This window comes from Nonomuraea gerenzanensis, assembly GCF_020215645.1.
In the GTDB taxonomy this organism is placed as follows: Bacteria; Actinomycetota; Actinomycetes; order Streptosporangiales; family Streptosporangiaceae; genus Nonomuraea; species Nonomuraea gerenzanensis.
On sequence record NZ_CP084058.1, the window covers coordinates 9,697,737 to 9,722,636 of the forward strand.

At 72.0% G+C, this 24,900-nt stretch carries 25 protein-coding genes; 8 read left to right on the plus strand and 17 right to left on the minus strand.

What is annotated here, in order from left to right; translation table 11 throughout:
• Positions 1–142: 142 nt before the first annotated feature.
• On the minus strand, positions 143–769 hold the full coding sequence (locus LCN96_RS44955; protein ID WP_225268515.1) for a TetR/AcrR family transcriptional regulator: 627 nt from the start codon (positions 767–769) through the stop codon (positions 143–145).
• Between the two features lie 105 nt (positions 770–874).
• Here LCN96_RS44955 and LCN96_RS44960 point away from each other — a divergent pair, with 105 nt between their 5' ends.
• Complete coding sequence (locus LCN96_RS44960) at positions 875–2,320, plus strand: MFS transporter (RefSeq protein WP_225268516.1); 1,446 nt, start codon at positions 875–877, stop codon at positions 2,318–2,320.
• An 80-nt stretch (positions 2,321–2,400) separates the two neighbouring features.
• On the plus strand, positions 2,401–3,162 hold the full coding sequence (locus LCN96_RS44965) for an NAD(P)-binding domain-containing protein (protein ID WP_225268517.1): 762 nt from the start codon (positions 2,401–2,403) through the stop codon (positions 3,160–3,162).
• Between the two features lie 7 nt (positions 3,163–3,169).
• Here LCN96_RS44965 and LCN96_RS44970 read toward each other — a convergent pair whose 3' ends face one another.
• Together LCN96_RS44970 and LCN96_RS44975 are read right to left on the minus strand one after the other, a co-directional pair.
• The gene (locus LCN96_RS44970) at positions 3,170–3,484 is read right to left on the minus strand and encodes a hypothetical protein (protein WP_225268518.1); all 315 of its coding nucleotides are present in this window, start codon (positions 3,482–3,484) and stop codon (positions 3,170–3,172) included.
• A 41-nt stretch (positions 3,485–3,525) separates the two neighbouring features.
• On the minus strand, positions 3,526–4,083 hold the full coding sequence (locus tag LCN96_RS44975; protein WP_225268519.1) for a TetR/AcrR family transcriptional regulator: 558 nt from the start codon (positions 4,081–4,083) through the stop codon (positions 3,526–3,528).
• 70 nt (positions 4,084–4,153) lie between these two features.
• Between LCN96_RS44975 and LCN96_RS44980 the strand changes: the two genes are divergently transcribed.
• Genes LCN96_RS44980 through LCN96_RS44990 form a run of 3 tightly spaced genes read left to right on the plus strand, consistent with a single transcriptional unit; the run spans position 4,154 to position 8,617 of the window.
• Positions 4,154–5,092: an alpha/beta hydrolase gene (locus LCN96_RS44980; protein WP_225268520.1), complete on the plus strand. Its 939-nt coding sequence runs from the start codon at positions 4,154–4,156 to the stop codon at positions 5,090–5,092.
• Positions 5,085–6,908: an ABC transporter ATP-binding protein gene (locus LCN96_RS44985; RefSeq protein WP_225268521.1), complete on the plus strand. Its 1,824-nt coding sequence runs from the start codon at positions 5,085–5,087 to the stop codon at positions 6,906–6,908. Before LCN96_RS44980 ends, LCN96_RS44985 begins: the two co-directional genes overlap by 8 nt.
• Positions 6,905–8,617 carry an ABC transporter ATP-binding protein gene (locus LCN96_RS44990; protein ID WP_225268522.1) on the plus strand — a complete coding sequence of 571 codons (1,713 nt, stop codon included), beginning with the start codon at positions 6,905–6,907 and terminating at the stop codon, positions 8,615–8,617. Before LCN96_RS44985 ends, LCN96_RS44990 begins: the two co-directional genes overlap by 4 nt.
• A 129-nt stretch (positions 8,618–8,746) precedes the next feature.
• Here LCN96_RS44990 and LCN96_RS44995 read toward each other — a convergent pair whose 3' ends face one another.
• From LCN96_RS44995 to LCN96_RS45060, 14 genes are read right to left on the minus strand one after another with little or no spacing between them, the layout of a single operon-like run.
• Entirely contained in the window at positions 8,747–10,009 is a 1,263-nt protein-coding gene (locus tag LCN96_RS44995; protein WP_225268523.1) for an MFS transporter, read from the minus strand.
• On the minus strand, positions 10,006–11,229 hold the full coding sequence (locus tag LCN96_RS45000) for an ATP-grasp domain-containing protein (protein ID WP_225268524.1): 1,224 nt from the start codon (positions 11,227–11,229) through the stop codon (positions 10,006–10,008). Before LCN96_RS45000 ends, LCN96_RS44995 begins: the two co-directional genes overlap by 4 nt.
• Positions 11,226–11,780, minus strand: a complete 555-nt coding sequence (locus tag LCN96_RS45005) for a cupin domain-containing protein (RefSeq protein WP_225268525.1) — start codon at positions 11,778–11,780, stop codon at positions 11,226–11,228. Before LCN96_RS45005 ends, LCN96_RS45000 begins: the two co-directional genes overlap by 4 nt.
• Entirely contained in the window at positions 11,780–12,718 is a 939-nt protein-coding gene (locus LCN96_RS45010; protein ID WP_225268526.1) for a hypothetical protein, read from the minus strand. Before LCN96_RS45010 ends, LCN96_RS45005 begins: the two co-directional genes overlap by 1 nt.
• Positions 12,719–12,722: 4 nt before the next feature.
• Positions 12,723–13,178 carry a GNAT family N-acetyltransferase gene (locus LCN96_RS45015; protein WP_225268527.1) on the minus strand — a complete coding sequence of 152 codons (456 nt, stop codon included), beginning with the start codon at positions 13,176–13,178 and terminating at the stop codon, positions 12,723–12,725.
• Positions 13,175–14,080 (minus strand): beta-ketoacyl-[acyl-carrier-protein] synthase family protein, encoded by a 906-nt coding sequence (locus LCN96_RS45020; RefSeq protein WP_225268528.1) that lies wholly within the window; start codon positions 14,078–14,080, stop codon positions 13,175–13,177. The genes LCN96_RS45015 and LCN96_RS45020 overlap by 4 nt, the downstream gene beginning before the upstream one ends.
• Positions 14,081–14,359 carry a hypothetical protein gene (locus tag LCN96_RS45025; RefSeq protein ID WP_225268529.1) on the minus strand — a complete coding sequence of 93 codons (279 nt, stop codon included), beginning with the start codon at positions 14,357–14,359 and terminating at the stop codon, positions 14,081–14,083.
• Positions 14,352–15,263 carry a chlorinating enzyme gene (locus tag LCN96_RS45030; protein WP_225268530.1) on the minus strand — a complete coding sequence of 304 codons (912 nt, stop codon included), beginning with the start codon at positions 15,261–15,263 and terminating at the stop codon, positions 14,352–14,354. The genes LCN96_RS45025 and LCN96_RS45030 overlap by 8 nt, the downstream gene beginning before the upstream one ends.
• Positions 15,260–16,183, minus strand: a complete 924-nt coding sequence (locus tag LCN96_RS45035; protein ID WP_225268531.1) for an amidohydrolase family protein — start codon at positions 16,181–16,183, stop codon at positions 15,260–15,262. The genes LCN96_RS45030 and LCN96_RS45035 overlap by 4 nt, the downstream gene beginning before the upstream one ends.
• On the minus strand, positions 16,180–16,410 hold the full coding sequence (locus LCN96_RS45040; RefSeq protein ID WP_225268532.1) for an acyl carrier protein: 231 nt from the start codon (positions 16,408–16,410) through the stop codon (positions 16,180–16,182). Before LCN96_RS45040 ends, LCN96_RS45035 begins: the two co-directional genes overlap by 4 nt.
• Complete coding sequence (locus LCN96_RS45045) at positions 16,407–17,909, minus strand: AMP-binding protein (RefSeq protein ID WP_225268533.1); 1,503 nt, start codon at positions 17,907–17,909, stop codon at positions 16,407–16,409. The genes LCN96_RS45040 and LCN96_RS45045 overlap by 4 nt, the downstream gene beginning before the upstream one ends.
• Positions 17,899–19,269, minus strand: coding sequence for a hypothetical protein (locus LCN96_RS45050; RefSeq protein WP_225268534.1), 1,371 nt, complete (start codon positions 19,267–19,269; stop codon positions 17,899–17,901). Before LCN96_RS45050 ends, LCN96_RS45045 begins: the two co-directional genes overlap by 11 nt.
• On the minus strand, positions 19,266–20,867 hold the full coding sequence (locus LCN96_RS45055; RefSeq protein WP_225268535.1) for a GMC family oxidoreductase: 1,602 nt from the start codon (positions 20,865–20,867) through the stop codon (positions 19,266–19,268). Before LCN96_RS45055 ends, LCN96_RS45050 begins: the two co-directional genes overlap by 4 nt.
• Positions 20,868–21,704: a TauD/TfdA dioxygenase family protein gene (locus LCN96_RS45060; RefSeq protein WP_225268536.1), complete on the minus strand. Its 837-nt coding sequence runs from the start codon at positions 21,702–21,704 to the stop codon at positions 20,868–20,870. It abuts the gene before it with no gap.
• Positions 21,705–22,068: 364 nt separating this feature from the next.
• Between LCN96_RS45060 and LCN96_RS45065 the strand changes: the two genes are divergently transcribed.
• From LCN96_RS45065 to LCN96_RS45075, 3 genes are read left to right on the plus strand one after another with little or no spacing between them, the layout of a single operon-like run.
• Entirely contained in the window at positions 22,069–22,764 is a 696-nt protein-coding gene (locus LCN96_RS45065; RefSeq protein WP_225268537.1) for a class I SAM-dependent methyltransferase, read from the plus strand.
• Between the two features lie 21 nt (positions 22,765–22,785).
• Positions 22,786–24,009, plus strand: a complete 1,224-nt coding sequence (locus tag LCN96_RS45070) for a diaminopimelate decarboxylase (RefSeq protein WP_225268538.1) — start codon at positions 22,786–22,788, stop codon at positions 24,007–24,009.
• A gap of 3 nt (positions 24,010–24,012) precedes the next feature.
• Entirely contained in the window at positions 24,013–24,831 is an 819-nt protein-coding gene (locus LCN96_RS45075) for a 2,3,4,5-tetrahydropyridine-2,6-dicarboxylate N-succinyltransferase (protein ID WP_225268539.1), read from the plus strand.
• Positions 24,832–24,900 lie beyond the last annotated feature (69 nt).

Here is a 24,900-nt window from a genome sequence, read left to right on the forward strand (position 1 = left end):
GCCGGAACGCCTCCATCATCTCGTGATCGACAGCGGCGAGTATGGCGGGCCCGACCGACAAAGCGCGCACCGGATCCAGCCGGATGGTGAAGACCGCGCGGCTGCCGCGCTGAGCACCCGGCCGCCGTGGGACGGAGGCCGTTCAGCCCGCCCTGGGCACGCCGAGCAGCGGCAGCCACACTTCGTCCACGATCTCCGCGATCGCTTCCTCCGGCACCGGGCGCATCGTCATGAACAGGTCGTGCCGCAGCAGGTCCAGCGGCAGGTTCAGGACGCGGGGCGGGCGCGGCGCGGCGGGCAGCTCGCCGCGTTCGACCGCGCGGGCGACGATGATCTCGAAGGCGGTCGGGTGGCCGGGCGGCAGGAGGGTGTCGCGCAGCTCGCCGAGGCTCGTACCGGTGTCCTGGAAGTAGTCCACGAGCTGCACGCTCATCAGCGTGATCATGCCCGCGCGGTCGGCGTCGGCGTTGCGCAGGAAGCCGATCGCGTCCTCGCGCAGGCTGCCGGTGTCGGGCACCTCGATCGGGCGCCAGTACCTGGCGAGCGTGGCCAGCAGCAGGTCGTGGTGGTGCGGCCAGCGCCGGTAGAGCACGGGGCGGCTGGTGCCGGCGCGGGAGGCGACGGCCTCGTAGGTGAAGCCGTGGTATCCGTGCTCCAGCAGGACGTCCCAGGCGGCGTCGAGCAGCGCGTCCTCCAGCCTGGCGCCCCGCCGCCGCGCCGGGACGGTGGCGCCGCCGTCGCCCGCGTTCCGCTCGCGCTTGAGACTCACTCGCGTACCTTAGCGCGGCCGATCAGGCCGGGCCGAGGCCCCGCCGCCGGGCGCCCCGGCGGCGGTGTGTGACCATGTTCCCCGAGCATCTGAGCCGGAGAGAACATGACGCAAGCCCCCCGCGACTCCCCTCCCAGAGCGGCCGCTCCCCGGCGGGTCGCGCTGATCGTGGCCGTGGCGTGGTTCATGCAGAACCTCGACACCACGATCATCAACACCTCCCTCCCCCAGCTGGCCGAGACGTTCGGCGTCGACTCCGTCAGCGTGAACATCGGCATCACCGCCTACGTCGTCGCCGGCGCGGCCTTCATCCCGCTCGGCGGCTGGCTGTCGGACCGGTACGGCGCCAAGCGGGTGTTCGCGACCGCGATCGTGGTGTTCGGCCTGGCCTCGGTCGGCTGCGCGGCGTGCACGGAGTTGTGGCAGTTCGTCCTGGCCCGCGTCGTGCAGGGCGTCGGCGGGGCGCTGATGATGCCGGTCGGCCGCATCATCGTGCTGCGCAACGCCGGCAAGGAGGACCTGCTGCGCGCGACGGCGCTGATCACCTGGCCCGGCCTGATCGCGCCGGTCATCGCCCCGGTCGTCGGCGGCGCCCTGACCACCTGGTACGGCTGGCAGTGGATCTTCCTGCTGAACGCGCCGCTCGCGCTCGTCGGCACCGCGCTGGTGCTGGCGTTCGTCCCCGGCGTGCGCGAGGCCGCCCGCAGGCCGCTGGACCGCACGGGAACGGTGCTGATCGTCACGGCGCTGAGCCTGACCATCTACGGCCTGTCCGAGCTGGCCCATCCGTCGGCGCTGGGCCTGGACCTCGCGCTGCTCGCCGTCGGCTCGCTGGTCGGGGTGGCCGCCGTCCGGTGGTTCCGCCGGGCCGCGCATCCGCTGATCGACCTGGCGCCGCTGCGGGTGCCCACGTTCGCGGCCTCGACCCTGTACGCCGGGAACCTCATCCGGCTGGCCATCAGCGCGACCCCGTTCCTGCTGCCGCTGATGCTGCAGGAGGCGTGGCGGCTGACGCCGCTGGAGGCCGGTCAAGTTGTGCTGGTGTACTTCCTGGGCAACCTGGTGGTCAAGACGGTGACCACGCCGCTGCTGCGGCGGCTCGGGTTCCGCACGGTGCTGATCGGCAACGGCGTGGGGGTGGCGCTGTCGATCGCGGCCTTCGCGCTGCTGGATGCCCGTACGGGGTTCGTCGTGGTGGCCGTGGTGGCCTTCGCCGCCGGGGTGACCAGGTCGATCGAGTTCACCGGGATCAACACGCTGTCGTTCGCCGACATCGGCCCCGAGGACCGGGCCTCGGCTTCCATGTTCTTCAGCATGATGCAGCAGATCTCCATGGCGCTGGGCGTGGCCGCCGCGGCCATCGTGCTGCAGGTCGCGCACGGGGCGGCCGCGACCCCGCTCACCCAGGGCGACTTCGCCGTGGCCTTCTGGCTGTCCGGCGCGGTCGCGCTGCTCGGCGCCCTGCTGATGACGCGGCTGCGTCCCGACGCCGGGCACGAGGTCACGGGGCACCGGCCCCGCGAGAAGGGCCGGGTCACCGCGCGCCGCTGAGGTCCCGCCCGATGCTCGGCGTCGGGGCGCCGGTAGGCTCGCGTCGGCACGTACGGCCTGTTCACGCGGAGGTGGCACCAGTGCGCATCGGCATCGTCGGGGTCGGCGAGATCGGCCGGGCCATCGTGACCGGGCTGTGCGAGGGGGACGGCGAGGTGCCCGAGGTGTTTCTCTCGCCCCGGGGCGCCCGCGCGGCGGCGGAGCTGTCGGAGCGCTACCCGAGCGTGCGGGTGTGCGCCGGCAACCAGGACGTGGTGACCCGCGCCGAGCTGGTGATCATCGCCGTCCGCCCCCACGACCGGCACGAGGCGCTGGCCGGACTGCGGGTGGACGACGGCAAGATCGTGATCAACGTGATGGGCGGCGTCGCCAACGAGGACCTGCGCCGCACGCTCGGCACCGGCGCGCCGGTGGTGCGGGCCATCCCCCTGCCCGCCATCCGCGAGCGCCGCTCGGTCACCGTGACCTGCCCGTCGCACCCGGTCGTGGACGCGCTCTTCGCTTCGCTGGGCGGGGCCCTGCCCGTCGCCGACGAGGCCGCCTTCAACGTCTTCTCCGCCCTGACCGCCACGCTGAGCACGCACTACGCCTACCTCACCACGCTCTCGTCGTGGGCCACCGGGCACGGCCTGGCCGCCGAGGAGGCGGACCGCTACGTGCGCGGCCTCTTCGAGGGCGTCGGCCGCAGCCTGAGCGACGAGAGCCGCTCGCTGCACCGGCTGGCGGCCGACCACGAGACCCCGAAGGGGCTCAACGAACGGGTCCGCACCACCTGGTTCGACCAGGCCAACTCCGGCACGCTGCGCGCGACGCTCGACGCCCTGCTGGCGGACCTGAAGTAACCCCAGGTCAGTCGGGGTCCACGGGGCCCCAGATGCCACGCAGGGGGCGCATGCCGTCCTCCACGTAGTCGGCGATGGGGCGCCGGCCGCCGTCGAGGTACCACTGCTCCAGGGCGGCGAAGCAGCCGAAGGTGAGGGCGTTGGTGGCCACGCGCGCCTGCGTCTCGCTCAGCCGCCCGGCCGCCGCGATGAGCGGCGCGATGCGCCCGCTCGCCCGGTCGAGCGTGGCGCAGACGGCGCCGCCGGGGCCGGGAGTCGCCGGTGCTGCTGGAGGAGATCCCGCCGGCGGACCGGCCCGAGATCCTGCGCCGCTACCTAGCACCGGCCGGGCCGCCCTCCGCGCCCAGCGCCCACGTCCACACCTCAGCGGAACGACGGCACGACCAGCTCCACCAGCGCATCCACATCGGCATCCACCATCGGCTCCCCCGTCATGCCCATCCGGTGCAACAGGGTCCCGACCACGACGTCGATGAAGAACAGCACCCGGTTCTCCGGCTCCCCCAGCGCCCGCTGGAGCGCGATCCGATAGGGATCCTGCAACCGCGTCGAGAGAATCTCCCGCAGCTCCGGATCACTGACCGCATCGCTGAACACCCCCGCGAACGCATCGCCCACCCCCGGCTCACCGATCTTCCCCGCGGTCCAGCGGACGGCCGCGGCCATGATCTCGGCCCGGCTCCCCCCCTCCAGCGGCACCGGGCCGAACGCGTCGAGCAGGCAGTCCACGATCAGCGCGCCCTTCGTCGGCCACCGCCGGTAGATCGTCGTCTTCGCGATGCCCGCGGCGGCGGCGATGCGCTCCACCGTGGCACGCGCGTAACCCAGCTCGTGAACCGTGCGCAGCGTCGCGGCGAAGACCACGTCGTTGACGCCGGAACGCGGGCGGCCGGGCGGCCGGGCGGGTGTGCTCGACATCATTCTCACACGATACCCAGTTGCGCTACCTTAGGTTTCGAAACCTCAGGTAGCGAAATCTCAGGAGAGACTCATGACCGACCTCACCGCGATGCGGCGACCGGCCGAGCCGGACTGGTCCACGGTCACGACCGAGGAGCTCATCGCCTTCCGCGACGCCGAGAACCACGTCCGCGCCTCCACCGCCGCCCGGGTGATCACCGGGGAGCCGGACCCGGGCGTCACCATCGAGTGGCAGCAGGTGGCGCTGCCCGGCCGCGAGCTGCCCGTCCGCGTGTACCGGCCCCTGGCCGGCGGCGTCCTGCCCCTCGTGCTCCACGTGCACGGAGGCGGCTTCGTCGGCACCGCCCCGCAGAGCGACTGGGTCAACAGCCACCTCGCCGCCCGGCTCCCGGCGCTCGTCGTCTCGGTCGAGCACCGCCTCCTCGACTGGGAGACGCCGCTGTCCGCCGCCGTCCAGGACGGCTGGGACGTGCTCCGCCACGTGGTGGACGACGCCGCGGCGTGGGGCGTCGACCCGGCGCGCGTCGCCGTCTTCGGCGAGAGCTGCGGCGGGCTGATCTGCGCGCTGGCGGCCGTCAGGGCCGGCGGGGAGCGCCTGCCCCTGCGCGCGCAGGTGCTGGTCAACCCCGCGGTGGACGTGGCCTCGACGGCCCTGGATTACGACTCGGTGGCCCGGTACCCGGACACCCCCACCCTCACCGTGCCGCAGCTGCGCTTCTTCCAGCGGCTGGCCGTCCCCGAGGGCGCCGACGCCCGTGCGCTGTCCCCGCTGTACGCCGGTGACCTGGACGGGCTGGCCCCGGCCCTCGTGGTGGTGCCCACGCACGACCCGATCGCCGACCACGGCCGCCGTTACGCCGAGCGGCTCCAGGCGGCAGGGACCTCCGCGCGGCTCAGCGAGTACCCGGCAGCGGGGCACGCGTTCCTGAGCATGCCGGGCATGGCCCCCCAGGCGACGCCCGCACGCGCGGAGATCCTCGCGTTCCTCCAGGAGTCCCTCAGTGACTGAGTCCACAGCGACCGAGCCCACCGCGACCCAATCCACCGCGACCCAATCCACCGCGACCGAATCCACCACGACCGAGCCCGCCGCGACTGGGGTCACCGTGGCCGGGCTGCTGCGCCCGCACGCCGGCGGTTTCGCCGCCCTGGTGACCCTCCAGGTGATCGGCGCCGTGGCGGGCCTGGCGCCGCTCCTGGCCGTGGCCGAGCTGGGCCGCGCGTTGCTGTCGCCGGGCCCCGTCGATCGTGCGCACGTCTGGTCAGCAGTGCTCGCCGGCGTGGCCGGCCTGCTGGTCCGGCTGCTCTTCACCGCAGCCTCCTCGGGGATCGGGCACCTGCTCGACGGCCAGGTGCAGCTCACCTTCCGCCGGCGGCTGGCCGCGCACCTGGGCCGCGTCCCGATCGGGTGGTTCTCCCGGCGCAGGACGGGCGAGCTGGCCAAGGTGGTGGGCGAGGACGTGAGCGCGGTGCATCCGTTCATCGCGCACACGCCAGGCGAGCTGGTCTCGGCGTTCGTGGTGCCGCTGGTGTCGCTGGTCTACCTGTTCACGGTGGACTGGCGGCTCACGCTGATCACGTTGATCCCGGTGCTGCTGGCGGTGGCGCTGGTCCCGCTGATGATGACCCCCGGGCGGCAGCGCGAGCAGCGCGAGTTCGACGCGGCCATGGGGCGGATCGCCGGCTCGGTGGTGGAGTTCGTGCAGGGCATCGCGGTGGTCAAGGCGTTCGGCGGCGCCGGGCGTACGCACCGCAAGTTCTTGACGGCCACGGACGAGTTCGCCGACACCTTCCTGCGCTGGGCTCGCGGGATGGCGCCGATCGCGGCCGGGATGCAGACGGCGCTGGCGCCGCCGTTCGTGCTGCTCGTCGTGCTGATCGGCGGCACCGTCCTGATCGCGGGCGGCGGGCTGGCGCCGGCCGACCTGCTGCCGTTCCTGCTGCTGGGGCTGGGGCTGACCGCTCCGGTGGCCGCGCTGGGGCACGGCTTCGACGACATGCAGGCGGCCGGGCGCGCGGTCGGCAGGATCAGGGACGTTCTGGCGGTGCGGCCGCTGCCCGAGCCCGGCCGCCCGATCGCGGCGCGCGGGCACCGGCTGGAGCTGCGCGGCGTGCGCTTCGGCTACGACGCGGAGCGGGAGGTGCTGCGCGGCATCGACCTGGTGCTCGAACCCGGCACGGTCACCGCGATCGTGGGCCCGTCGGGCAGCGGCAAGTCCACGCTGGTCCAGCTCCTGCCCCGGTTCTTCGACCCCACCCACGGCTCGATCACCCTGGGCGGCGTCGATCTGCGCGAGCTCGGCAGCAGGCAGCTCTACCGGACGGTCTCCTTCGTCTTCCAGGACATCCGGCTGCTGCGCGCCTCCATCGCCGACAACATCGCGCTGGCGGTCCCCGAGGCCGACCGCGAGCAGGTGGTCAGGGCCGCCAGGCTGGCCAACATCCACGACCGCATCATGGAGCTGCCGCGCGGCTACGACACGGTGCTGGAGGAGGAGACCGGGCTGTCGCGCGGCGAGGCCCAGCGGATCGCCATCGCCCGCGCGCTGCTCGCCGACACCCCCGTGCTGGTGCTGGACGAAGCCACCGCGTTCGCCGACCCGCAGACCGAGCAGGCCGTACGGCGGGCGCTGGCCACGTTGCAGGGCGATCGCACGATCGTGGTCATCGCCCACCGGCTGGAGACGATCGCCGACGCCGACACCGTCGTGCTGCTGGACGACGGAGCGATCGTCGAGCGCGGCACCCCCGCCGAACTGCTGAGCCGCAAGAACGGCAGATTCGCCGCGTTCTGGCGATCCCACCGAGGAGACGAGCCCCGATGATCCGCATGCTGCTGCGCGTCCTGGGACACCAGTACGCGCGACCGGTGCGCCGCACCGTGGCCCTGATGACGGCGACCGCGGTCGTCGAGGGCCTGTCGTACGTCCTGCTGGTCCCCGTGCTCCAGGCGCTGTTCGGCGACGATCCCGCCGCGGCCCGGCCGTGGCTGATCGGGTTCGGCGCGGCGGTCGCGGTCTACGCCGTGCTGCGCTACGTCAGCGACCTGTCCGGGTTCCGCGTCGGGACCACGCTGCTGCGCGGCACGTACCGGCGGCTCGGCGACCACCTGGCCCGCCTGCCCGTCGGCTGGTACGGCCCCGGCCGCGTCGGCGAGGTGTCGCTCCTGGCCAGCAGGGGCGTGCTGCAGGCGATGAGCGTGCTCGCGCACGTGCTGGCGCCGTACGTCTCCGCCGCCGTGACGCCCCTGACCATCGTCGCGGTGATGCTCGCCTACAACTGGCAGCTCGGGCTGGCCGCGCTGCTCGCCGCGCCCGTCGTGGCGGGCATCCAGCTCTGGACGGGACGCGCCACGGCCGCGGCCGACGCGGACCGTCACCACCGCGACCAGCAGGCGGCCGGCCGGGTCATCGAGTATCTGCAGGCCCAGCCGGTGCTGCGGGCGGGCGGTCGCACCGCCGAGCGCTTCGGCCTGCTCGACGACTCGCTGCGCGAGCTGCGGCGCGCCTCCCGCCGTTCCATGCTGTCGGCGTTGCCCGGCATCCTGGGCCTGTCGCTCACGGTGCAGGCGATCCTCACCGCGCTGCTGGTGCTGGGCACGTACCTGGCGCTGGGCGGGGCCATCGGCCCGGCCGAGGTGCTGGCCATCCTGGTCCTGGCCACGCGCTGCGCCGACCCCCTGCTCTCCCTCGGCGACATCGGCGGGCAGGTCCGCGGCGCCCGTGCCGAGCTGGTCAAGCTCGACACGCTGCTGCGCACCCCGCCGCTGCCCGAGCCGGGCGAGCCGCTCAGCCCGGCCCGCCACGACCTGGAGTTCGACTCCGTCACCTTCCGCCACGGCGGCCGCACGGTGATCGACGGCCTCTCGCTGACCCTCCCTGAAGGCCGGCGGCTGGCCGTCGTCGGCCCCTCGGGCGCGGGCAAGACCACCCTGCTGCAGCTCCTGGCCCGTTTCCACGACGTGGACGCCGGCGCCGTCCGCATCGGCGGCGTGGACGTCCGCGCCATGGACACGCAGATGCTGATGGCGCGGATCGCCATCGTCTTCCAGGACGTCTACCTCTTCGACGGCACCATCGAGGACAACATCAGGCTCGGCCGCCCCGACGCCACCGAGGCCGAGGTCCGCGCGGCGGCGGGCGCGGCCCGCCTGGACGAGGTGATCGACCGCCTGCCGGACGGCTGGGCCACCCCGGTCGGCGAGGGCGGCGCCCTGCTGTCGGGCGGCGAGCGCCAGCGCGTCTCCATCGCCCGCGCCCTGCTCAAGGACGCCCCCATCGTGCTGCTGGACGAGGTCACCTCCGCCCTCGACCCGGTGAACGAGGCGGCCGTGCACCAGGGCATCGAGCGGTTGATGGCGGGCCGGACGGTGGTGATGGTGGCGCACCGGCTGCGTACCGTGCGCGACGCCGACCACATCGCGTTCCTGGACGGCGGCCGGATCGTGGAGGAGGGCACGCACGACGAGCTGCTCCGCCGAGGCGGGCGCTACGCCGCTTTTTGGGATATTTCCATGGCACCGAATGGCCATTGAGCCGGGACGCTCCCAAGAAAAACAAATAACGGCGATCATCTTCACCGGGTCCTCACCGACACCGGGCGGAAGGTGCCGCTGCTCGTCGTGGCCGTGCAGCGGAGCAGGCGGCGACCCTGTCGTGAGCGCCTAACGCACGTCGGGGTCGCGTACCCCCGCCCACATGCCCAGGCAGGCCAGCACCCCCAGCCCCGCGCACATCACCCAAACCGCACCCCCCACGTACTGGAACAGCGCCGTCCCGATGCTCGGCCCGACGGCCCACCCCGCCGTCTGGCAGGTGGACAGGGCGCCGATGTAGCGGCTGCGCAGGGCGGGAGTGGGGGCGGCGAGGGCCGGGTACGCACCGATGGACGGAGCGCTGATGATCTCCCCCATCGTCCACACCACGGCGCCGACCACGAAGATCCACGGGCCGAAGGGCAGGCCGAACAGGCCCAGGCCGACACCGAGCAGGAGGCAGCCGGCGGCGACGGTGGCACGCATGGAGAAGCGCTGGATGAGGGTGGTCAGCGGCAGCTCGACGAGGATCACCAGGGCGCCGTTGAGCGCGACGACGGCGCCGTAGAGGGCGGTCGGGTAGCCGCTCTGCTGCACCTCCAGCGGCAGCGTGGACTGGTACTGGACCTCGGCGACCGCGGTGACGAACATGCCCGCCAGGAACAGCAGGAAGCGGCGGTCGCGCAGCAGGTCGCGGTAGCGGGCCCGCGTGCTCTCGGGAGCGTCGGCGTCCCCGCCGATCGCCGCATCCCCGATCGCCGCATCCCCGCCGGCCGCCGCGCCCCGGCGGCCGGCGCGGGCCGGGATGACGAGCAGGACGACGACGGCGAAGAGCAGGCTGACGACGGCGTTGACGGCGAAGACCACCGGATAGGAGTACGCGGCGGCCAGCCACACCCCGAGCAGCGGCCCGATGGCGGCGCCCACGTTGAGCCCGAACCGGCTGGCGGCCGACGCCATCACCAGCCGCTGCGGCGGCGTCAGGTCGGCGAGCATCGTGGCCGCGGCCGGCCGGTACATCTGCCCGAACGCCCCCGCCGCGAAGCCGACGGCCAGCAGCGGGACGAACGCCGTGACGGCGGCGAGCCCGGCCGTGGCGACGCCGCACAGGACCATCGACCAGATGATCACCGTCCGCGCGCCGAACCGCCCCGTCGCGCTGCCGCCGGCGAACGTGCCCAGGATCGACCCGGCCCCGAACCCGGTGAGCACGAGCCCGGCCTGCGCGGGGCTGTAGCCGATGCCGGTCAGGTACAGGACCAGGAAGAGGGCGACGAAGCTGCCCATCCGGTTCAGCGCGATGCCGAACAGCAGCACGATCGCCGCCCGCGGCAGCTCGCGCAGCGTGCGGATCACTCCGGCGGGAGCCTGGTCGACGGGCGAATCGGTCATGCGGGGCTCCACGTGCAACGTAACGCCGCCAGCGACCGGCCGAGCGCGTCGGACAGCTCCTCGCGGGTGGCGGCGGTGGCGGTGACGAAGGCGACGCGGCCCTCCATGAGGTCCTTGTGCGGCAGCAGGACGACCTCGCCGGGGCCGACGAGCGGGACGGCGAGCCCGGCCTCCGGCGGCAGGCCGGCCGGGGAGAAGGCGATCTCCTCGACGCGGGTCCGGTGCCACGGCGGGTAGGCGAACCTGATCCCGGCGCACAGTGCGCGCGTGCGCGTGAGGTCGGGCGCGTCGCCGCACGACACCGCCGCCAGGGCCAGGCCCGGGTCCACGCCGGAGGCGCTGTGGCACAGGTACGAGATGAGGTCGCCGCCGAGCCGGCCGTTGATCTCGATGAGCTTCGGGCCCTCGTCGGTGAGCTTGAACTCGGTGTGCGTGGCGCCGGTCGAGAACCCGACGGCCGCATGCACCTGGGTCAGGAAGCGGGTGATCGCGGGGTCGCCGAGCAGCGGGTCGTCGCCGCGCGTCCAGTGCCCGGTCTCCTCGAAGTACGGCGCGTAGCCCAGCTCCTTGTGCGAGACGACGACCGGCATGACATGGCCCCGCCGCAGCACGCAGTCCACGGCGACCTCCGGCCCGGTGAGGTATTCCTCGATCAGGACGGAGCGGTCCGGCGATCGCAGGTCGGCGGCCGGCAGGCGGTGGGCGGGCGCGAAGTGCTCGGCCAGCTCCGCGCCGTCGCGGACCAGCGCGACGGCCTGGCTGGCGACCCCGGCCCTGGGCTTGACGACGACCGGGTAGCCGAACTTCTCGGCCGCGGCGTGCGCCTCGGCCACGTCGCCGACCAGCACCGACTGCGGCTGCGGCACGCCGCGCGCGGCCAGCGCCGAGCGGGTGGCGTGCTTGTCGCGGCAGGCGCGGGCGGCGCCGGGGCCCGGCCCTGGCAGGCCGACGGCCGCGGCGGCCAGCGCGGTGTCCACGACGTGGCTCTCCGCCCAGGTCATGACCCCGTGGACGGCCTGCCGCGCGACGATCTCGCCGACGGCGGCCACGATGCCCTCCGCGGTCATGCCGGGCACGACGGTGGCGCCGGCGATGTAGGGCGTCTCCCACTCGGCGGGCCTGCCGATGACGAGGTGCACCTCGTAGCGCTCGCCGATCTGGCGCAGCATGAACTCCCTGTACAGGCGCGGCCCCGTCCCGACCACCACCAGCCGCTTCACGACGCCCGCTCCGCACCGATGCCGACGAACGCCATCAGCGCCGGGGTGGCGGCGCGGTTGTGCCAGGCGTGCCGGGTGCCCTGCTGGACGACGCAGGCGCCGGGGGTGAGCCGCACCTCCTCGCCCGAGTCGAGCTCCAGCCACAGCTCGCCCTCCAGGCAGATGCCGTAGTCGAGGGTGTCGGTGGTGTGCATCCCCGAGGAGTCGCCGGGCTCGAAGACGTCCATGAGCCCGGGCAGCCGCTCCTCGACCTCCGCGTCGATCTCGGCCTGCTCCTCGGGCGAGGGCACAGCCGACGATGCAGCGGACGCGGGCGGGAAGCGTACGAGCAGCAGCCGCGTCCCGCCGGCCCCGGCGAAGAACGGCAGCGTGACCGGCGCCGCCGCCTTCGGGCCGACGGTGGCGCCGCCGTCGGGGCTGCCCCACAGCAGGTACATCTCCTGGCCCGGCAGCGCGCGGGCGGTGATCGGCGGGACGAGCGTGTCACGCACGACGACCGCCGCGCCGTCCGGACGGTAGCCGGTCACGATCAGGCGCGGATCGATCGCCATCACAGGCCCCCTTGGTGCCGCAGCCGCTTCAGCGTGTCCTCCTCGGCCGCGCGGAGGTCCGCGCAGGCGGCGGCCACGCGGGCGGCGTCCACCTGGCCGAGCGCCTTGCCGATCATCAACTGGTTCCTGATGTCCCTGCACCGCCCGACGAGGTCGGCGAGCGCCGGTTCCGCGTCCGCGAACGCCGGTTGCCGGGCCGCGAACGCGCGCAGGCAGGCCCGCGACCCCTCGTAGACCGAGAAGGCGTCGTAGAGCAGGGCGATGGTGCGGGCGGGGGCGATCCACGGTGTGGCGAGGAGGTCCGCGACCCCGTCCAGCAGCGTGTAGGTGTCGTCGTGGGCGCGCAGGACCTCGGCGAACCCGGCCGCGGATCCGGCCAGCGCGGCCCGCTCGTCGTACGGGCCGGTGGGGAACCAGCTCACGTGCCGCAGCTTGCCGTTGTCGTAGGCCGCGGCGATGACGTCCTCGGAGTAGGTGTACCGGCACAGCACGCTCGCCCGGTTGTCGTCGAGGATCGACCACTGCCCGTCGGCGTAGGAGGTGAGCGTGATGGTGTGGACGACGTGGTCGGTGCGGTACTCGGGCGTGTGCGGCAGGTAGTAGACGTCCACGAAGAGGATCACGTAACCGGTGTCGCGGGCGGTGTCGACGATGAGGTCGCGGGCCTGCGCGTAGGTGTCGAAGGGGAGGTACTCGCGGGCGATCCCGACCCGGGCCAGGGCGGCCGGGTCGAGGAGGTCGCTCTGGAAGTCGTACTTCGGGCGGCCGACGCGGATCACCTGGTCGGCGATGTCGTCGCAGGTGACCAGGCAGCCGGCGAAGACCAGCGGCAGGTCGGGGACCCGCTCGGCGAGCATGACCATCGCCTGCCGCTGGTAGCAGTTGAGGAACGACCGGTCGTACAACTGCTGGTCGTAGCCGTAGACGTCGTCTCTCATGGCGTCAGATCGTCCTGGTCATGAAGGCGCTGTGCGGGTCGGGGCCGTAGCCGCCGAACGGGCCGCAGGGCTCGAAGCCGAACTTCTCGTACAGCTTCCTGGCCCGCGCGAAGTGCTCGGTGGAGCCGGTCTCCAGGCTGAGCCGGGTCAGGCCCATCGCCTCGGCCTCCGCCAGCATGTGGGTCAGGAGCTGACCGGCGATGCCGTCGCGGCGCCGCTCGTAGGCGGTGCGCATGGACTTGATCTCGCCGTGCGTGTCGTCCATGCGCTTGATCGCGCCGCAGCCGACGAGTTCGTCGCCGTCGTACACGGACCAGAACGTGACCTCGGGGACGCGCAGCGCGTCGAGGTCGAGGGCGTAGACGCTGCCGGGCGGGGTGATGGCGCGCATCTCCTCCAGATGCTCCTCCAGGAACGCGGCGATCTCCGGCCCGCGCAGGTCGTCGACCACGATCTTCATTGCCTTGCCTCCAGTAGTGCGCACGCGAAGAAGCCGGGTGCGGAGGCCTGCGCCAGGTAGAGCGCGCCCCGCTCCAGGCCGGTCTTGTCGGTGTAGTCCATCAGATTGATCAGCCAGTCGGCGTTGCCGCAGTGCCCGTACCTGGTCATCGGCTCCTGGAAGTGCAGCAGCCCGCGGGCCTGCCCGGCGGCCATCGCGTTGAAGCCGGCGACGGGGGCGTACAGGCTGGAGGTGAAGATCTTCGTGACGTGCCCCGGCTCGCGGCCCGCCCGCGCGAACGCCTGGCCGAGCGCGGTCCTGGCGACCGCCTGCCTGGACGCGAACGTGTCCTGCCCGACCATGCCGGCGAAGTCGGCGGCCAGCCCCGTCCCGGCGAGCGTGAGGCCGCCGTGCTCGCGGCTGATCAGGCAGCCCGCCACGGCGTCCCCGAACAGCGCGAAGGACTTCACCCGGTCGCGGTCGTCGGGAGTGCGGTCCAGCGCCACCAGCACGACGTGGCGGGCGCCCGCCGCCGCCAGGTCCCAGCCGTAGCGCAGCGCCTCGATCGAGCTGCAGCACTGCTGGAGCGACACGATCGCGGGCACGCACGCGGTCAGCCCGGCGGCCCGCATGACCTCGACGGCGACGTCCCTGCCGAGCAGGCCGAGCGCGCCGTCGGAGGTGGCCAGCACGAGGCGGTCCACCTCCCCGGCCCTGACCCCGGGCGCGCTCAGCACCTTCGCCACGCAGTCCACGACGTACGGGACGAGCGGCCCGGTCATCTTCCTGTACGTGCCCGTGCCCATCGCGGCGAACGCGGCGTCCGGCGACACCGCGCGCCACAGGTCGTCGAAGCCGGGGATGTCCTCCGGGCGGCCTTCGGCGTCACCGGTCACGTACGCGAAGGATCCGATGCCGGTCACTCAGACCTCGGCCGGCGCGCACGCGTCGATCTCGTCGAGCACCGACAGGATGCCCTCGACGTTGTCCAGCAGCGGCACCCATTCGGGGCGCAGCGCGATCCGCCCGTTCGCCTTCTCCTCGATGTAGCTGTTGACGAGGATGAGGATGTTGAGCGAGCTGATCCCGAGTTCGGCGCGCGTGGAGCCGAGCGCGACCTCGTCGTAGGTGAGCGGCGGGGCCATCGGCTGCTTGGCGAGGAAGTCGACGAAGTTGCGCAGCCGGTCGTCGAGGTCAGGCATCGGCGGCCACCCGCTTGAACTCGAAGCCGTTGAGGTTCCTGGTGTAGATGCGGTTGTAGCCGTACCTGTCCTCGCCGGAGACCAGGACGCAGCCGTGGTAGTCGAGGCTGATCTCGTCGCCGAACTCGACCAGCCGGTCCACGTGCTCGTACACCTTGGTCTGCGGGATGACGTAGCGGGAGGCGTAGCCGAGCCGGGTCTGGTCGCTGATGTTGGGCAGCGAGCCGTGCACGCACTTCTCCACGAACAGCACGAACTGGCCGGGCTCCATCTCCATCTCCACGACGTCGTCCTTCTCCGGGTCCCAGTCGGGGTCGAGCTGCAGCTCGGAGTAGTCGTAGCCGAAGAAGTCCGTCTTGCGCTCGGGGTTCTTGGTCAGCCGCTTGGCCTCGTCGTAGAACCAGCGCTTCTGGCTGCCGCGGATGAAGCGCAGGCAGCCGTTCTCACGCTTGGCCGGGGAGAAGGCGGTCCAGACGCTGACGTCCTGGAGCACCGCGTCGTCGTCGCGGTCGTAGGCGAAGCTCAGCGAGGGGGTGGCGGCGGTCGTGGTCTCGCCGACGATGTACTTCTCGACCTGGTGCCAGCCGGTGCCCGCGTCGCCGGGCTGCTTCTGGAAGATGTTGGACTTCCAGCAGATGATGTCCTCGCCCAGGAGCGAGCGGAGCTTGTTCACGATCTCCGGCCGCGAGATGTGCGCGGAGAGCGTGTCGCAGTCGAGGTGCCGGTCGTAGTTGATGATCGTCGAGTTGTGCGGCTTGTTCTTCGACAGCGCCATCTCGATCATGGCCTTGCTCCAGATCTGCTGAGCCTCGCCGGGCTCGTAGAGATCGAAGGGGCCAACGTAGCCGTTGTCCTTGAAGAACTGGACCTGCTCGGCGGTGAGGCCGTCGGTCAACGAGGTCATCTGCCTGTGCCCTTCTTGTCCAGAAGCCGTTGTGCGTTTCGCCACATGAACAGGTCGCGGTCGGCCTGCGGCATCTCGGCAGGGAAGGCCCCTTCCGCCGCGAGCCGTTCCACGAAGTTGGTCTGCTTGCCCTGCAGCCGGAAGATCGGCCAGTCGGTGCCGAACAGCACCTTGTGGTTGATGTTGCGGCGGAAGAACCGGTTGAGCCCGGCCACGCCGTCGGGGGCCTCGTAGCCGCTGGCGTCGATGTAGACGTTCGGCCGGTTGTTGCAGAGCATCGCACACTCGTCGGGATAGTGGACGCTGCCGTGCGCGAGCACGAAGTCCACGCCGGGGAAGTCGCGGGCGGGCCGGTCCACGTAGATGGGCAGCGCGATCTCGAAGTCCAGCGCCGGGGAGGTCGCGCCGATGTGCGAGAGCACCGGCAGCCGGCGTTGCGCGCAGATCTCGTAGAACGGGTAGAGCGCCGGGTCGTCGAGGCGGTAGCCGCACGGCGGGTAGAGCTTCAGCCCGTCGAAGCCGTACTCGTCGACGGCCCGCTCGAACAGCGCGATCCCGTCGGCCCCCCAGCGCGGGTCGACGCCGGCCAGCACGCGGAAGCGGCCGGGATGCCGGTCGACCACGACCTTGTGGTGGTCGATGATCTCCTCGATGGAGTGCGTCCCGTCCTTGAGCGTGTAGGTGAAGTCGGGCACGAGCAGCACGGCCTCGTCGATGCCCGCGTCGTCCATCTCCTTGACGAGCTGGTCGCAGAGCGGGTCCTGGAGGGTCGCGTCGTGCATGCGGCGCAGCCGTTCCTTGGTGACGGGCAGGCCGCGCGCCTGCATGGCCGCGGCCATGTTGTCGACGACCCCGTCGCGGAACGAGGGCGGGAAGCACAGCTCGGCCGCGACGTGGCAGTGGAAGTCGATGATCGTCATGAGTTCGCCCCCAGGCAGATGCCGACGAGGTCGTGCACGTACTCGGCTTCGATGAACTGCTGGATGTGGTCCATGGCGTCGATACCGGTCTGCTCCTCCAGCACGAACACGATGCTCATAAGCCCGATCGAGTCGACGCCGAGGTCGTTCCTGAGACTCATGGACGGCGCCACGTCCCTGCCGGGCAGGACGCTGGCGATGATCTGGCAGAGCGCCTCCTCGGTCACCTGTCGCCACTCCTCCACACGGCGCGCATCACCGCGCCACGGTCGATCTTGAAATTCCTGGTCAGCAGGCCGCTCTCCACGGTCAGCTCCGCGGCCGGGCGGACGACGGTGGTCGCGATCCGGTGCGACGGCTCGCGGCCGGCGTTGAGCCGCTGCACGGCCGACTCCACCTCGGCGGCCCCCGCCAGGTCGTCGGTCCAGACGACGCAGGCGAGCAGCGCGGCGCCGTCCGGCAGGGCCACCATGGCGCGCGCGCCGGGCAGGGCCCGTTCGAGGTCGGCCTCCAGCTCGGCCGGGTTGATCTTCACGCCGCTGCGGGTGATGATCACATTCTTCTTGCGGCCCGTGAGCCGCAGGAACCCGTCCTCCATGACGCCGAGGTCGCCGGTGGCGATCCGGCCGTCGGGCAGGAAGACCGCGTCCTGCGTCTCGACGCCCTCGTAGACGTAGCCGACGACCTGCGGCCGCTCGGCGCGCACGATGACCTCGCCGTCGTCGCCGAGCTCGACGGTGATGCCGGCCACGGGCCGTCCCGCCGTGCCGATCCTGGCCCGGCCCGGCACGTTCATGGCGATCCAGCCGATCTCGGTGCTGCCGTAGAGCTCGTAAAGCGGCGCGCCCAGCTCGTGGAACAGCGCCACCATGGCCGGCGGCACGGGCGCGGACCCGATGTACATGAGCCGGACCCGCGAGCCGTACATCGACAGCCAGCCGCGCCCCTTGGTGATCCGCTCGGGCGGGTCGGCGGCCAGGACCCGGTTGTGGAGCAGCTCGAAGAAGGACGGCGGGCCGAGGATGATCGTGGGCTCCACCGTCCTGAACGCCTGGAACATGATCTCCGGCGGCACCACGGTGACCGCGCAGCCCGTCCAGATGGCGAGGTAGGTGAGGTAGCGCTGCTGGAAGTTCGAGTACGGCATCACGATCGCGAGGTCGTCGTCCGTGGTCACCTGCCACGCGCGGGCCGACAGCTCGACGGTGTTGGCGATGCCGTCGTCGGTGAGCAGCAGGCCCTTCTGCGTGCCCGCGGTCCCCGAGGAGAACGCGATCGTGCACACGCCCGGCGGCAGCACCGGCGCGTCGGCGTGCCGCACCGGGTCCAGCTTGACCGGCCGTTCGGTGAGGACCGCGGTGCCCGCGGGCGGGCCGTCGTCACCCGGCAGCGGCCGGGTCACCAGCAGCGCCGTCAGCCGGTACCTGGCCACGAGCGCGCCGATCTCCGCGGGCTCCGAGCGGTTCTCCGCGGGGATGGCGACGGGGACGCAGCCCAGGGCGAGCAGCGCGAGGTCGGCCAGGATCCACTCGTAGGAGTTCGGGCCGAGCACGCCGACGAGGTCGCCCGCGCCAAGGCCGCTGTCGCGCAGCTCACCCATGAGCCGCACGGCGTCGTCGTGGATCTCGGCGTACGTCCTGACCAGCGTGCCGCCGTCCCGCGACAGGAAGCGCATCCGCTGGCCGGGATGCTCGGCGAGCCTGTCCACCAGGGAGTCAACGAACATGGAGGTGTTCCTGCACGTACTCGACGGACTGCATGGGCCTGCGGCGCAGCTCCTCGACCAGCGGCGCGAGCGGCCCGAGGTCGCCGGGGCCGTACGCGTCGTGGAAGGCCAGCGCGGGCCGGGGGTCGGGCAGCAGCAGGACCTCGGCCAGCACGCGGGCCAGCGACCGCAGCCCGGCGAGCACCACGTCCGGCTCGCCGACGAGGACGGGGCCGTCCAGCGCCAGCGCCCCCAGCTTGGCGAAGTAGGACAGCTGCAGGAACATGCCGTCGCTGTCCGGGAACGTGCCGAGCCCGCGGTCCACGTAGCGCAGGCACTCGGCCAGGTAGTACGCGATGACGTCGGCCTTGTCCAGCCCGAGCGGCTCGGCCCACACCTCGGCCAGCAGCAGGATGCCGAACACGTCGGCGGCCGTCTCCTGCAGCACGCCCACGATCCAGTGGTCGGCCCGCCACAGCGGGTCGAAGTCCGTCGCGGGCCGGTGCACGAAGTGGCCGAACTCGTGGCTGAGCACGCCGAGCACCGGGATCCCCGCGAACCGGTCGGCCGCCGGGTCGAAGGGCCGGCCCACCCGCACGTACCGGGCGGCGAGCGGGGCGGACACCGCGTCGAGGACGGCGCGGTGGGTGTTGCGGAAGTAGTAGGTCTTCTTATACGGCGACTCCTTGACCCCTTCGTCCTCCGGCAGGAAGTACGCGATGTGCTTGGGGTGCAGGTTGCCCTCCCCCGCCATGAAGAACAGCCGGGTCGCGGCGAACGCCGGCAGGTCGCCGAGCCGCAGGTCCGCCATGAGCGTGCGCAGGTACGGCTCGGCCCTGTCCCGCTCGGCCAGCGCGGCGGTCACGAACTCCTGCCCCGCGTCGTCGCGGCGGCAGGCGAACGCCGTGGGCAGCCCGCCGGGGTCCTTGCCCGACCAGGTGCCGAGATGGCCGGCCACGAGCGTCACGTCCTCGCGCAGCTCCGCCAGCTCGCACAGGGCCTCGGTCGGGTAGCCGCGCTCGACGGCGTCGGCCCGCAGCCCGAGGGCGCGCCGGTCGGCGTCGCCGGGCAGGTGCTTGGCGATGTCGCGCATGGCGGAGGCGATCAGCGCCGGCGTCTGGAAGCGCCGGCCGGTCTCGGGCAACGAGGCCGGCCGCCTGCCCTCGGCGGGCGCCGCCGCGTCCTTGGCCTGGTGCCACTCGGCCTCGACGGCCGACTTCAGCGTGGCCAGCCCCGCGAGGAGGCCGGCGCCCAGGTCGGGGGTCTCGGCCGCAAGGTCCAGGCAGGCCAGCTGGTAGCCGCCGGACGGCGGCCAGAAGGCGCTGCGCCGGTCACGGAAGGTCCCGACGGCGGCTCGATTGTGCGAATAGTCGAACCTCATGCGTTCTTCTCCAGGGAATCGGCGATGACGAGCGCTGCGCCTTTTTCGCCGATCATCATGCTCGCGGCGTTCGTGTTGCCGGAGACCATGGTCGGCATCACCGAGGCGTCGATCACGCGCAGCCCGGACAGGCCGCGCACGCGCAGCCGGTGGTCCACGACCGCCATCGGGTCGTCGCCCATCCGGCACGTTCCCACCGGGTGGTAGGAGGTGTCGCCGTGCTCCCGGGCGTAGGCGACCAGCTCGTCGTCCGTCCTGACGTCCTGGCCCGGGATCAGCTCGTACGCGCGGTACGCGTCGAGCGCCGGCTCCGCCACCACGCGGCGGGCGATGCGCATCCCGGCGACCAGCCGCGCGCGGTCGGCCTCGGAGTCGAGGAAGCGCGGCCTGATCGCGGGTGGCGCCGCCGGGTCGGCGGAGCGGATGTGGATGGACCCGGCGGACTCGGGCCGCAGCGGGTAGACGCCCAGCGTCATGCCGGGAGCGGTGTCCAGCCGCCGGGTCGCGCCCGCGCCGTAGCTGGCGGGGGCGAAGTGGAACTGCAGGTCCGGCCGCGGCTCGGCGTCGGAGGAGCGGACGAACCCGTGGCCGAGCGCGATGGGCAGGCTGAGCAGCCCCCGGCGGCGCGTCAGGTATGTCGCGATCTCGCCGGCCAGGCGCAGGCCGCGCGAGCGCTCGTTGAAGGTGATGGGACGGCGGACCCGCCAGCGCAGCCGGGTCGCGTAGTGGTCGCGGAAGTTCTCCCCCACGCCTGGCAGGTGGTGCACGACCGGCACCCCGGCCGCGGCCAGCACCTCGGCCGGGCCGACCCCCGACAGTTCGAGCAGTTGCGGCGACTGCACGGTGCCCGCGCTGAGGATCACCTCGCGCGCGCAGTCGGCCCGGCGGGCCTCGCCCCGGTGGCGGAAGCGCACGCCGACGCAGCGCCTGCCCTCGAACCGCAACCCGGTGACGTGCGCGCCGGTGACCACGAGCAGGTTCGGCCGCCGCATCGCCCGGCGCAGATACGTCCCCGCGACCGACGAGCGGCGGCCACGGTCGTGGTTGACCTGGTAGTAGCCGAAGCCCTCCTGGTCACCGGAGTTGTAGTCGGGGTTCTCGCGGTACCCGGCCTTCTGCGCGGCCAGCAGGAACGCCTCGCACAGCTCGTCGCGCTCGCGCGGCGGCCCGACGCTGATCAGCCCGTCCCGCCCGCGGCCCGGCCCGCCCAGCTCCGTGCGCTCCAGTCTCATGAAGTACGGCAGCACGCCGGCCCACGACCAGCCGGGGTTGCCCAGGCGCTCCCACTCGTCGTAGTCCTCGCGCTGGCCGCGCACGAAGATCATGCCGTTGATCTGGTTGGACCCGCCGAGCAGCCGGCCGCGCGGGATGCGCAGGCTCCTGCCGCCGATCGTCGGGTCGGCCTCGGTGTCGAAGCACCAGTCGTAGCCGGGGTCGCCCATGAGGATGGTCTCCGCGGCCGGGATCGACAGCAGCGGGCTGCGCCGCCGCGCCCCCGACTCCAGCAGCAGCACCCGCGTGCCGGGGTCCTCCGACAGCCGCGACGCCAGGATGCAGCCCGCCGCGCCCGCCCCCACGATGATGTAGTCGGCCCGCATCTAACGGACCGCCGCGAGCGTGGTCCGGTGCATCAGGCGCCGGTGGTTGACGTGGTCGTAGTAGGTGGCCATGTGCATGGCGCTGCGGTTGTCCCACAGGACGATGTCGCCGACCCGCCACCGGTGGCGGTAGGTGAAGCGCGGCATCGTGGCGAACTCCTGAAGGAAGGTGATGAGCGGCCGGCTCTCGTCCTCGGGCAGGCCGACGATCCGCCACGGCACGTTGCCGCCGACGTACAGCGCCTTGCGCCCGCTCACGTCGTGCACCTTCACGATGGGGTGCGCGACGTCCGCCCACTCCGCGCGCTCCTGCTCGGTGGGCGGGGGCCGGTCCGGGTAGTTGTAGGGGCGGGACTGGACCCGGCTGATGACGACCTGGAGGCCGGCGATCCGGTCCTTGATCCGGTCGGGGAGCGCGTCGTAGGCGGCGTACATGTTGGCGTACCACGTGTCGCCGCCGGTCGGCGGCACCTCCCGCGCGTACAGCAGGGAGCCCGTCGGCGGCTCGGTCAGGTACGCGCCGTCGCTGTGCCACACCCGGCCGCTGTACGCCGAGCCGATGGGCTTGCCGTCGCGCGTCAGGTTCGACAGGACGAGGATCTCGGGATGCTCGTCGGCGTTGAACCGGGACCGGGTGTAGCTGACCACCCGCCCGAACCTGCGGGTGAACTCCACCTGCTGGTCCGGAGTCATTTCCTGGCCGCGGATCAACAGAATGGTCCGGTCGATCCACGCCTGATAGATGCGCTCGAAATCGTCGTCGGAAATATGCCCGGTGACGTCGAGCCCGCGAACTTCAGTGCCAATGCATTCCGTGATGGGAATCAATTCGAGCATGGCCGAACCTCACCTGGAGTCCGTTGCGGCAATGGCGGGAGCATACGACGCGGCCACAGCGCGGCGCAAGGAAGCCAGTGCCACTGAGTTTTCCCGTAACGGCTGCGGCAAACGCCCCGGTAAGTGTCGTGACAAAAACCCGGACACCGGCGCTGAGCAGCCAGTTAACATGTTACGTACTTCTCACACTCCTGGATTAAACATATTGTGGATCTTGATTGGTCCACTAAGAAAAGCGGCCTTCCGCCCTCCGTCGGCCGCGTGTTACGCTGCAGCCCCCGTGTTCGACGGCCGCGAATAACCAAAGGCAGAAATCGCCTCTCCGGTGCGGCGTCGACACCGGTTGACCCCAGGGAGGGAAAGAGTGCCGCAATCCAAACCGGAGCTGGCGCGCATTCACGACTACTATTGTCTGCCCCGCTCGGTCGGCTCCGATTCGCAGAGCATCTATGACATCTGGGAGAGCGGTGGCGCGTTCAACGACTCCATCACCCCGTCCACGTACGTCCCCGAGTACCGCTCGCACATCGTCCTGAAGATCCTCATGCTGACCGCGCCCGACTCGGCGGTGCTGTCGCTCGGCTGCGGCAACGGCTTCGTCGAAGGCGACCTCGCCGGGCACGGCCGCGACGTGCGGGCCATCGATTGCAACGCCGAAGCCGTCGAGCTGACCAGGAAGAAGGGCGTCGACGCGCGCACGCTCGACTTCTTCGAGCTCAGCTCGGCCGACACCGCCGGCGTCTCGGCCGTCTACGCCGACGGCCTGCTCGGCCACCTCTTCGACGCCACGCAGGGGCTGAGCCCCGCGCTCGGCAAGCTACGCGACCTGGCCCTGCCGCCGGGCGCCCACCTGGTCCTGTCCAACGACGCGCCGCGCGACCGCAAGGCCGACTTCGCGATGCACGAGCACGTGGACGGATTCTGGTTCATCGCGAAGGACTATCTGCACAAGAGCCTGATTTCTTTCGGGTTCGAGCCGCTGGAAAGCTATTATTTCCCGTACCAGCGGCCGGTCAGCGGAATGCGTAACCGAACGATCTGTGTTGCGCTCGTGCCATGACGATCGGATCCCGCCGTGCCGATGTCGGCTGAATTCGCCGAGCGGCTGCTGCCGCTGCTCCCCGAGCTCGTGGCGAGTTACCAGACCCCCTTCCACATCTACGACGCCCGCGGGATCGTGGCCACCCACGAGGCCATGGCCCGCGCCTTCGGCGCCGCCGGCCACCGGCAGTATTTCGCGGTCAAGGCGTTGCCCAATCCGAATGTCCTGGCGTTGCTCCGGGCCGCGGGGAGCGGTTTCGACTGCTCCTCGGCGGTCGAGCTGCGCCTCGCTCTGGCGGTCGGCGCGCAACCCGGCGACATCGTTTTCACGTCCAACAACACCGCCCTGCCCGAATACCGGGCCGCGCTGGCCGCGGGTGCGTTGATAACTTTCGACGACCGGTCGTTCGCGAAGAAAGTCGACGAGCTGCCCGAGACCGTCGCCTTTCGCATCTCCCCCACCGGGCTGGCCGACGGCTGCGCGCTCATGGGCAGCGCGGCGCACAGCAAGTTCGGGGTGCCCGCGCACGAGCTGGCCGGCGCGTACGCCGAGGCTCGCGCGCGCGGCGCCCGGCGGTTCGGCATCCACGGCATGACGCTCGCCAACGAGCTCGACACCGGCCGCGCCGCGCGGGCGGCGGCCGAGGTCATCCGGCTCGGCGCGCGGGTGGCTGAAGCGGTCGGCATCGAGCTCGCGTACGTGAACGTCGGCGGCGGCCTCGGCATCCCGTACCGCGAGGACGACAAGCCCATCGACTTCATCGCGTACGCCGAGGAGATCCTCGCCGCCAGGGAGGAGCACTTCGGCCCCGGCGGGCCGCGCATCCTCACCGAGATCGGCCGGTACGTCACCGGCCCGCACGGCGTGCTCGTCACCCGCGTCATCAACCGCTGCCGCAAGGGCCACGAGATCGCCGGCCTGGACGCCTCGATGTCCGCGCTGATGCGGCCCGCCCTGTACGGCGCCTACCACCACATCTCGCTCCCCTTCGCCGGAGGGCGGCCCGCCGGCAGGTTCGACGTCGTCGGCGCGCTCTGCGAGAACCTGGACAAGTTCGCCATCGACCGCGAGCTGCCCGAGCCGCGCGACGGCGACATCGTGCTCATCCACGACACCGGCGCCCACGGCCACGCCATGGGCTTCACCTACAACGGCCGCCTGCGGCCCGCCGAGCTGATGCTCACCGACGGCGGGGACGTGGTGGAGATCCGGCGTGCCGAGACCTACGACGACTACATGGCGACCGTCCGCTGGGGAGCGTGATCCATGAACAGGAGCTTGGTCGAGTCCGCCTTCGAGCGGCGGCGGTCACTGTCCGAGGACGACCTGGCGGCCCTGGCGCCGCACGTCGCCGCCGGCCTGGCTGCCCTCGACCGCGGCGAGCTGCGCGCGGCCCGGCCGCAGGGCCCTGAATGGGTGGTGGACACGTTCGTCAAGAAGCTCATCCTGCTGTCGTTCCTGCTCAACAGGAACGAGGTCGGCGACGGCGGCCCCCTGCGGCCGAAGAGCTTCGACAAGATCGCGCTCAAGTTCGAGACCTGGGACGAGCCGGCCTTCCACGAGGGACGCCTGCGGGTGGTGCCCGGCGGGGTGGTCCGGCTGGGCGCGTACGTGGGGCCGGGGGTCGTGCTGATGCCGTGCTTCGTCAACGTCGGCGCCCACATCGGGGCGGGCACGATGATCGACACGTGGGCCACCGTCGGCTCCTGCGCCCAGATCGGGGAGCGCTGCCACATCTCGGGCGGGGCCGGGATCGGAGGGGTGCTGGAGCCGATCGGTGAGCAGCCGGTCGTCGTGGAGGACGACGTCTTCGTGGGGGCGCGGTCGGAGATCGCCGAAGGGGTGGTGGTGCGGCGGGGGGCCGTGATCGGGATGGGGGTGTTCCTCGGCAGGTCCACGCCGATCGTCGATCGGGCCAGTGGGAAGGTCTCTTATGGGGAGGTGCCTGAGAACGCGGTGGTCGTGCCTGGGGCGCGCACTGATCCCCATAATCCCGATATTTCGGTTTATGCGGCGATCATCGTCAAGCACGCCGACGACCGCACCCGCGGCAAGACCGCCCTGAACGACCTCGTCCGCGACTGAACCCCGCCACCATGCCCCCGCCCACCCCACCACCCGCACCCAGGCCGCCCGCCGCACCGGCCTCAGCGC

Coding starts and splice junctions, on each gene's coding strand:
- LCN96_RS44960 (WP_225268516.1), top strand. CDS start 875: ATGACGCAAGCCCCCCGCGACTCCCCTCCCAGAGCGGCCGCTCCCCGG.
- LCN96_RS44975 (WP_225268519.1), bottom strand. CDS start 4,083: ATGATGTCGAGCACACCCGCCCGGCCGCCCGGCCGCCCGCGTTCCGGC.
- LCN96_RS44980 (WP_225268520.1), top strand. CDS start 4,154: ATGACCGACCTCACCGCGATGCGGCGACCGGCCGAGCCGGACTGGTCC.
- LCN96_RS44990 (WP_225268522.1), top strand. CDS start 6,905: ATGATCCGCATGCTGCTGCGCGTCCTGGGACACCAGTACGCGCGACCG.
- LCN96_RS44995 (WP_225268523.1), bottom strand. CDS start 10,009: ATGACCGATTCGCCCGTCGACCAGGCTCCCGCCGGAGTGATCCGCACG.
- LCN96_RS45005 (WP_225268525.1), bottom strand. CDS start 11,780: ATGGCGATCGATCCGCGCCTGATCGTGACCGGCTACCGTCCGGACGGC.
- LCN96_RS45010 (WP_225268526.1), bottom strand. CDS start 12,718: ATGAGAGACGACGTCTACGGCTACGACCAGCAGTTGTACGACCGGTCG.
- LCN96_RS45015 (WP_225268527.1), bottom strand. CDS start 13,178: ATGAAGATCGTGGTCGACGACCTGCGCGGGCCGGAGATCGCCGCGTTC.
- LCN96_RS45025 (WP_225268529.1), bottom strand. CDS start 14,359: ATGCCTGACCTCGACGACCGGCTGCGCAACTTCGTCGACTTCCTCGCC.
- LCN96_RS45030 (WP_225268530.1), bottom strand. CDS start 15,263: ATGACCTCGTTGACCGACGGCCTCACCGCCGAGCAGGTCCAGTTCTTC.
- LCN96_RS45035 (WP_225268531.1), bottom strand. CDS start 16,183: ATGACGATCATCGACTTCCACTGCCACGTCGCGGCCGAGCTGTGCTTC.
- LCN96_RS45045 (WP_225268533.1), bottom strand. CDS start 17,909: ATGTTCGTTGACTCCCTGGTGGACAGGCTCGCCGAGCATCCCGGCCAG.
- LCN96_RS45050 (WP_225268534.1), bottom strand. CDS start 19,269: ATGAGGTTCGACTATTCGCACAATCGAGCCGCCGTCGGGACCTTCCGT.
- LCN96_RS45055 (WP_225268535.1), bottom strand. CDS start 20,867: ATGCGGGCCGACTACATCATCGTGGGGGCGGGCGCGGCGGGCTGCATC.
- LCN96_RS45060 (WP_225268536.1), bottom strand. CDS start 21,704: ATGCTCGAATTGATTCCCATCACGGAATGCATTGGCACTGAAGTTCGC.
- LCN96_RS45070 (WP_225268538.1), top strand. CDS start 22,786: ATGTCGGCTGAATTCGCCGAGCGGCTGCTGCCGCTGCTCCCCGAGCTC.
- LCN96_RS45075 (WP_225268539.1), top strand. CDS start 24,013: ATGAACAGGAGCTTGGTCGAGTCCGCCTTCGAGCGGCGGCGGTCACTG.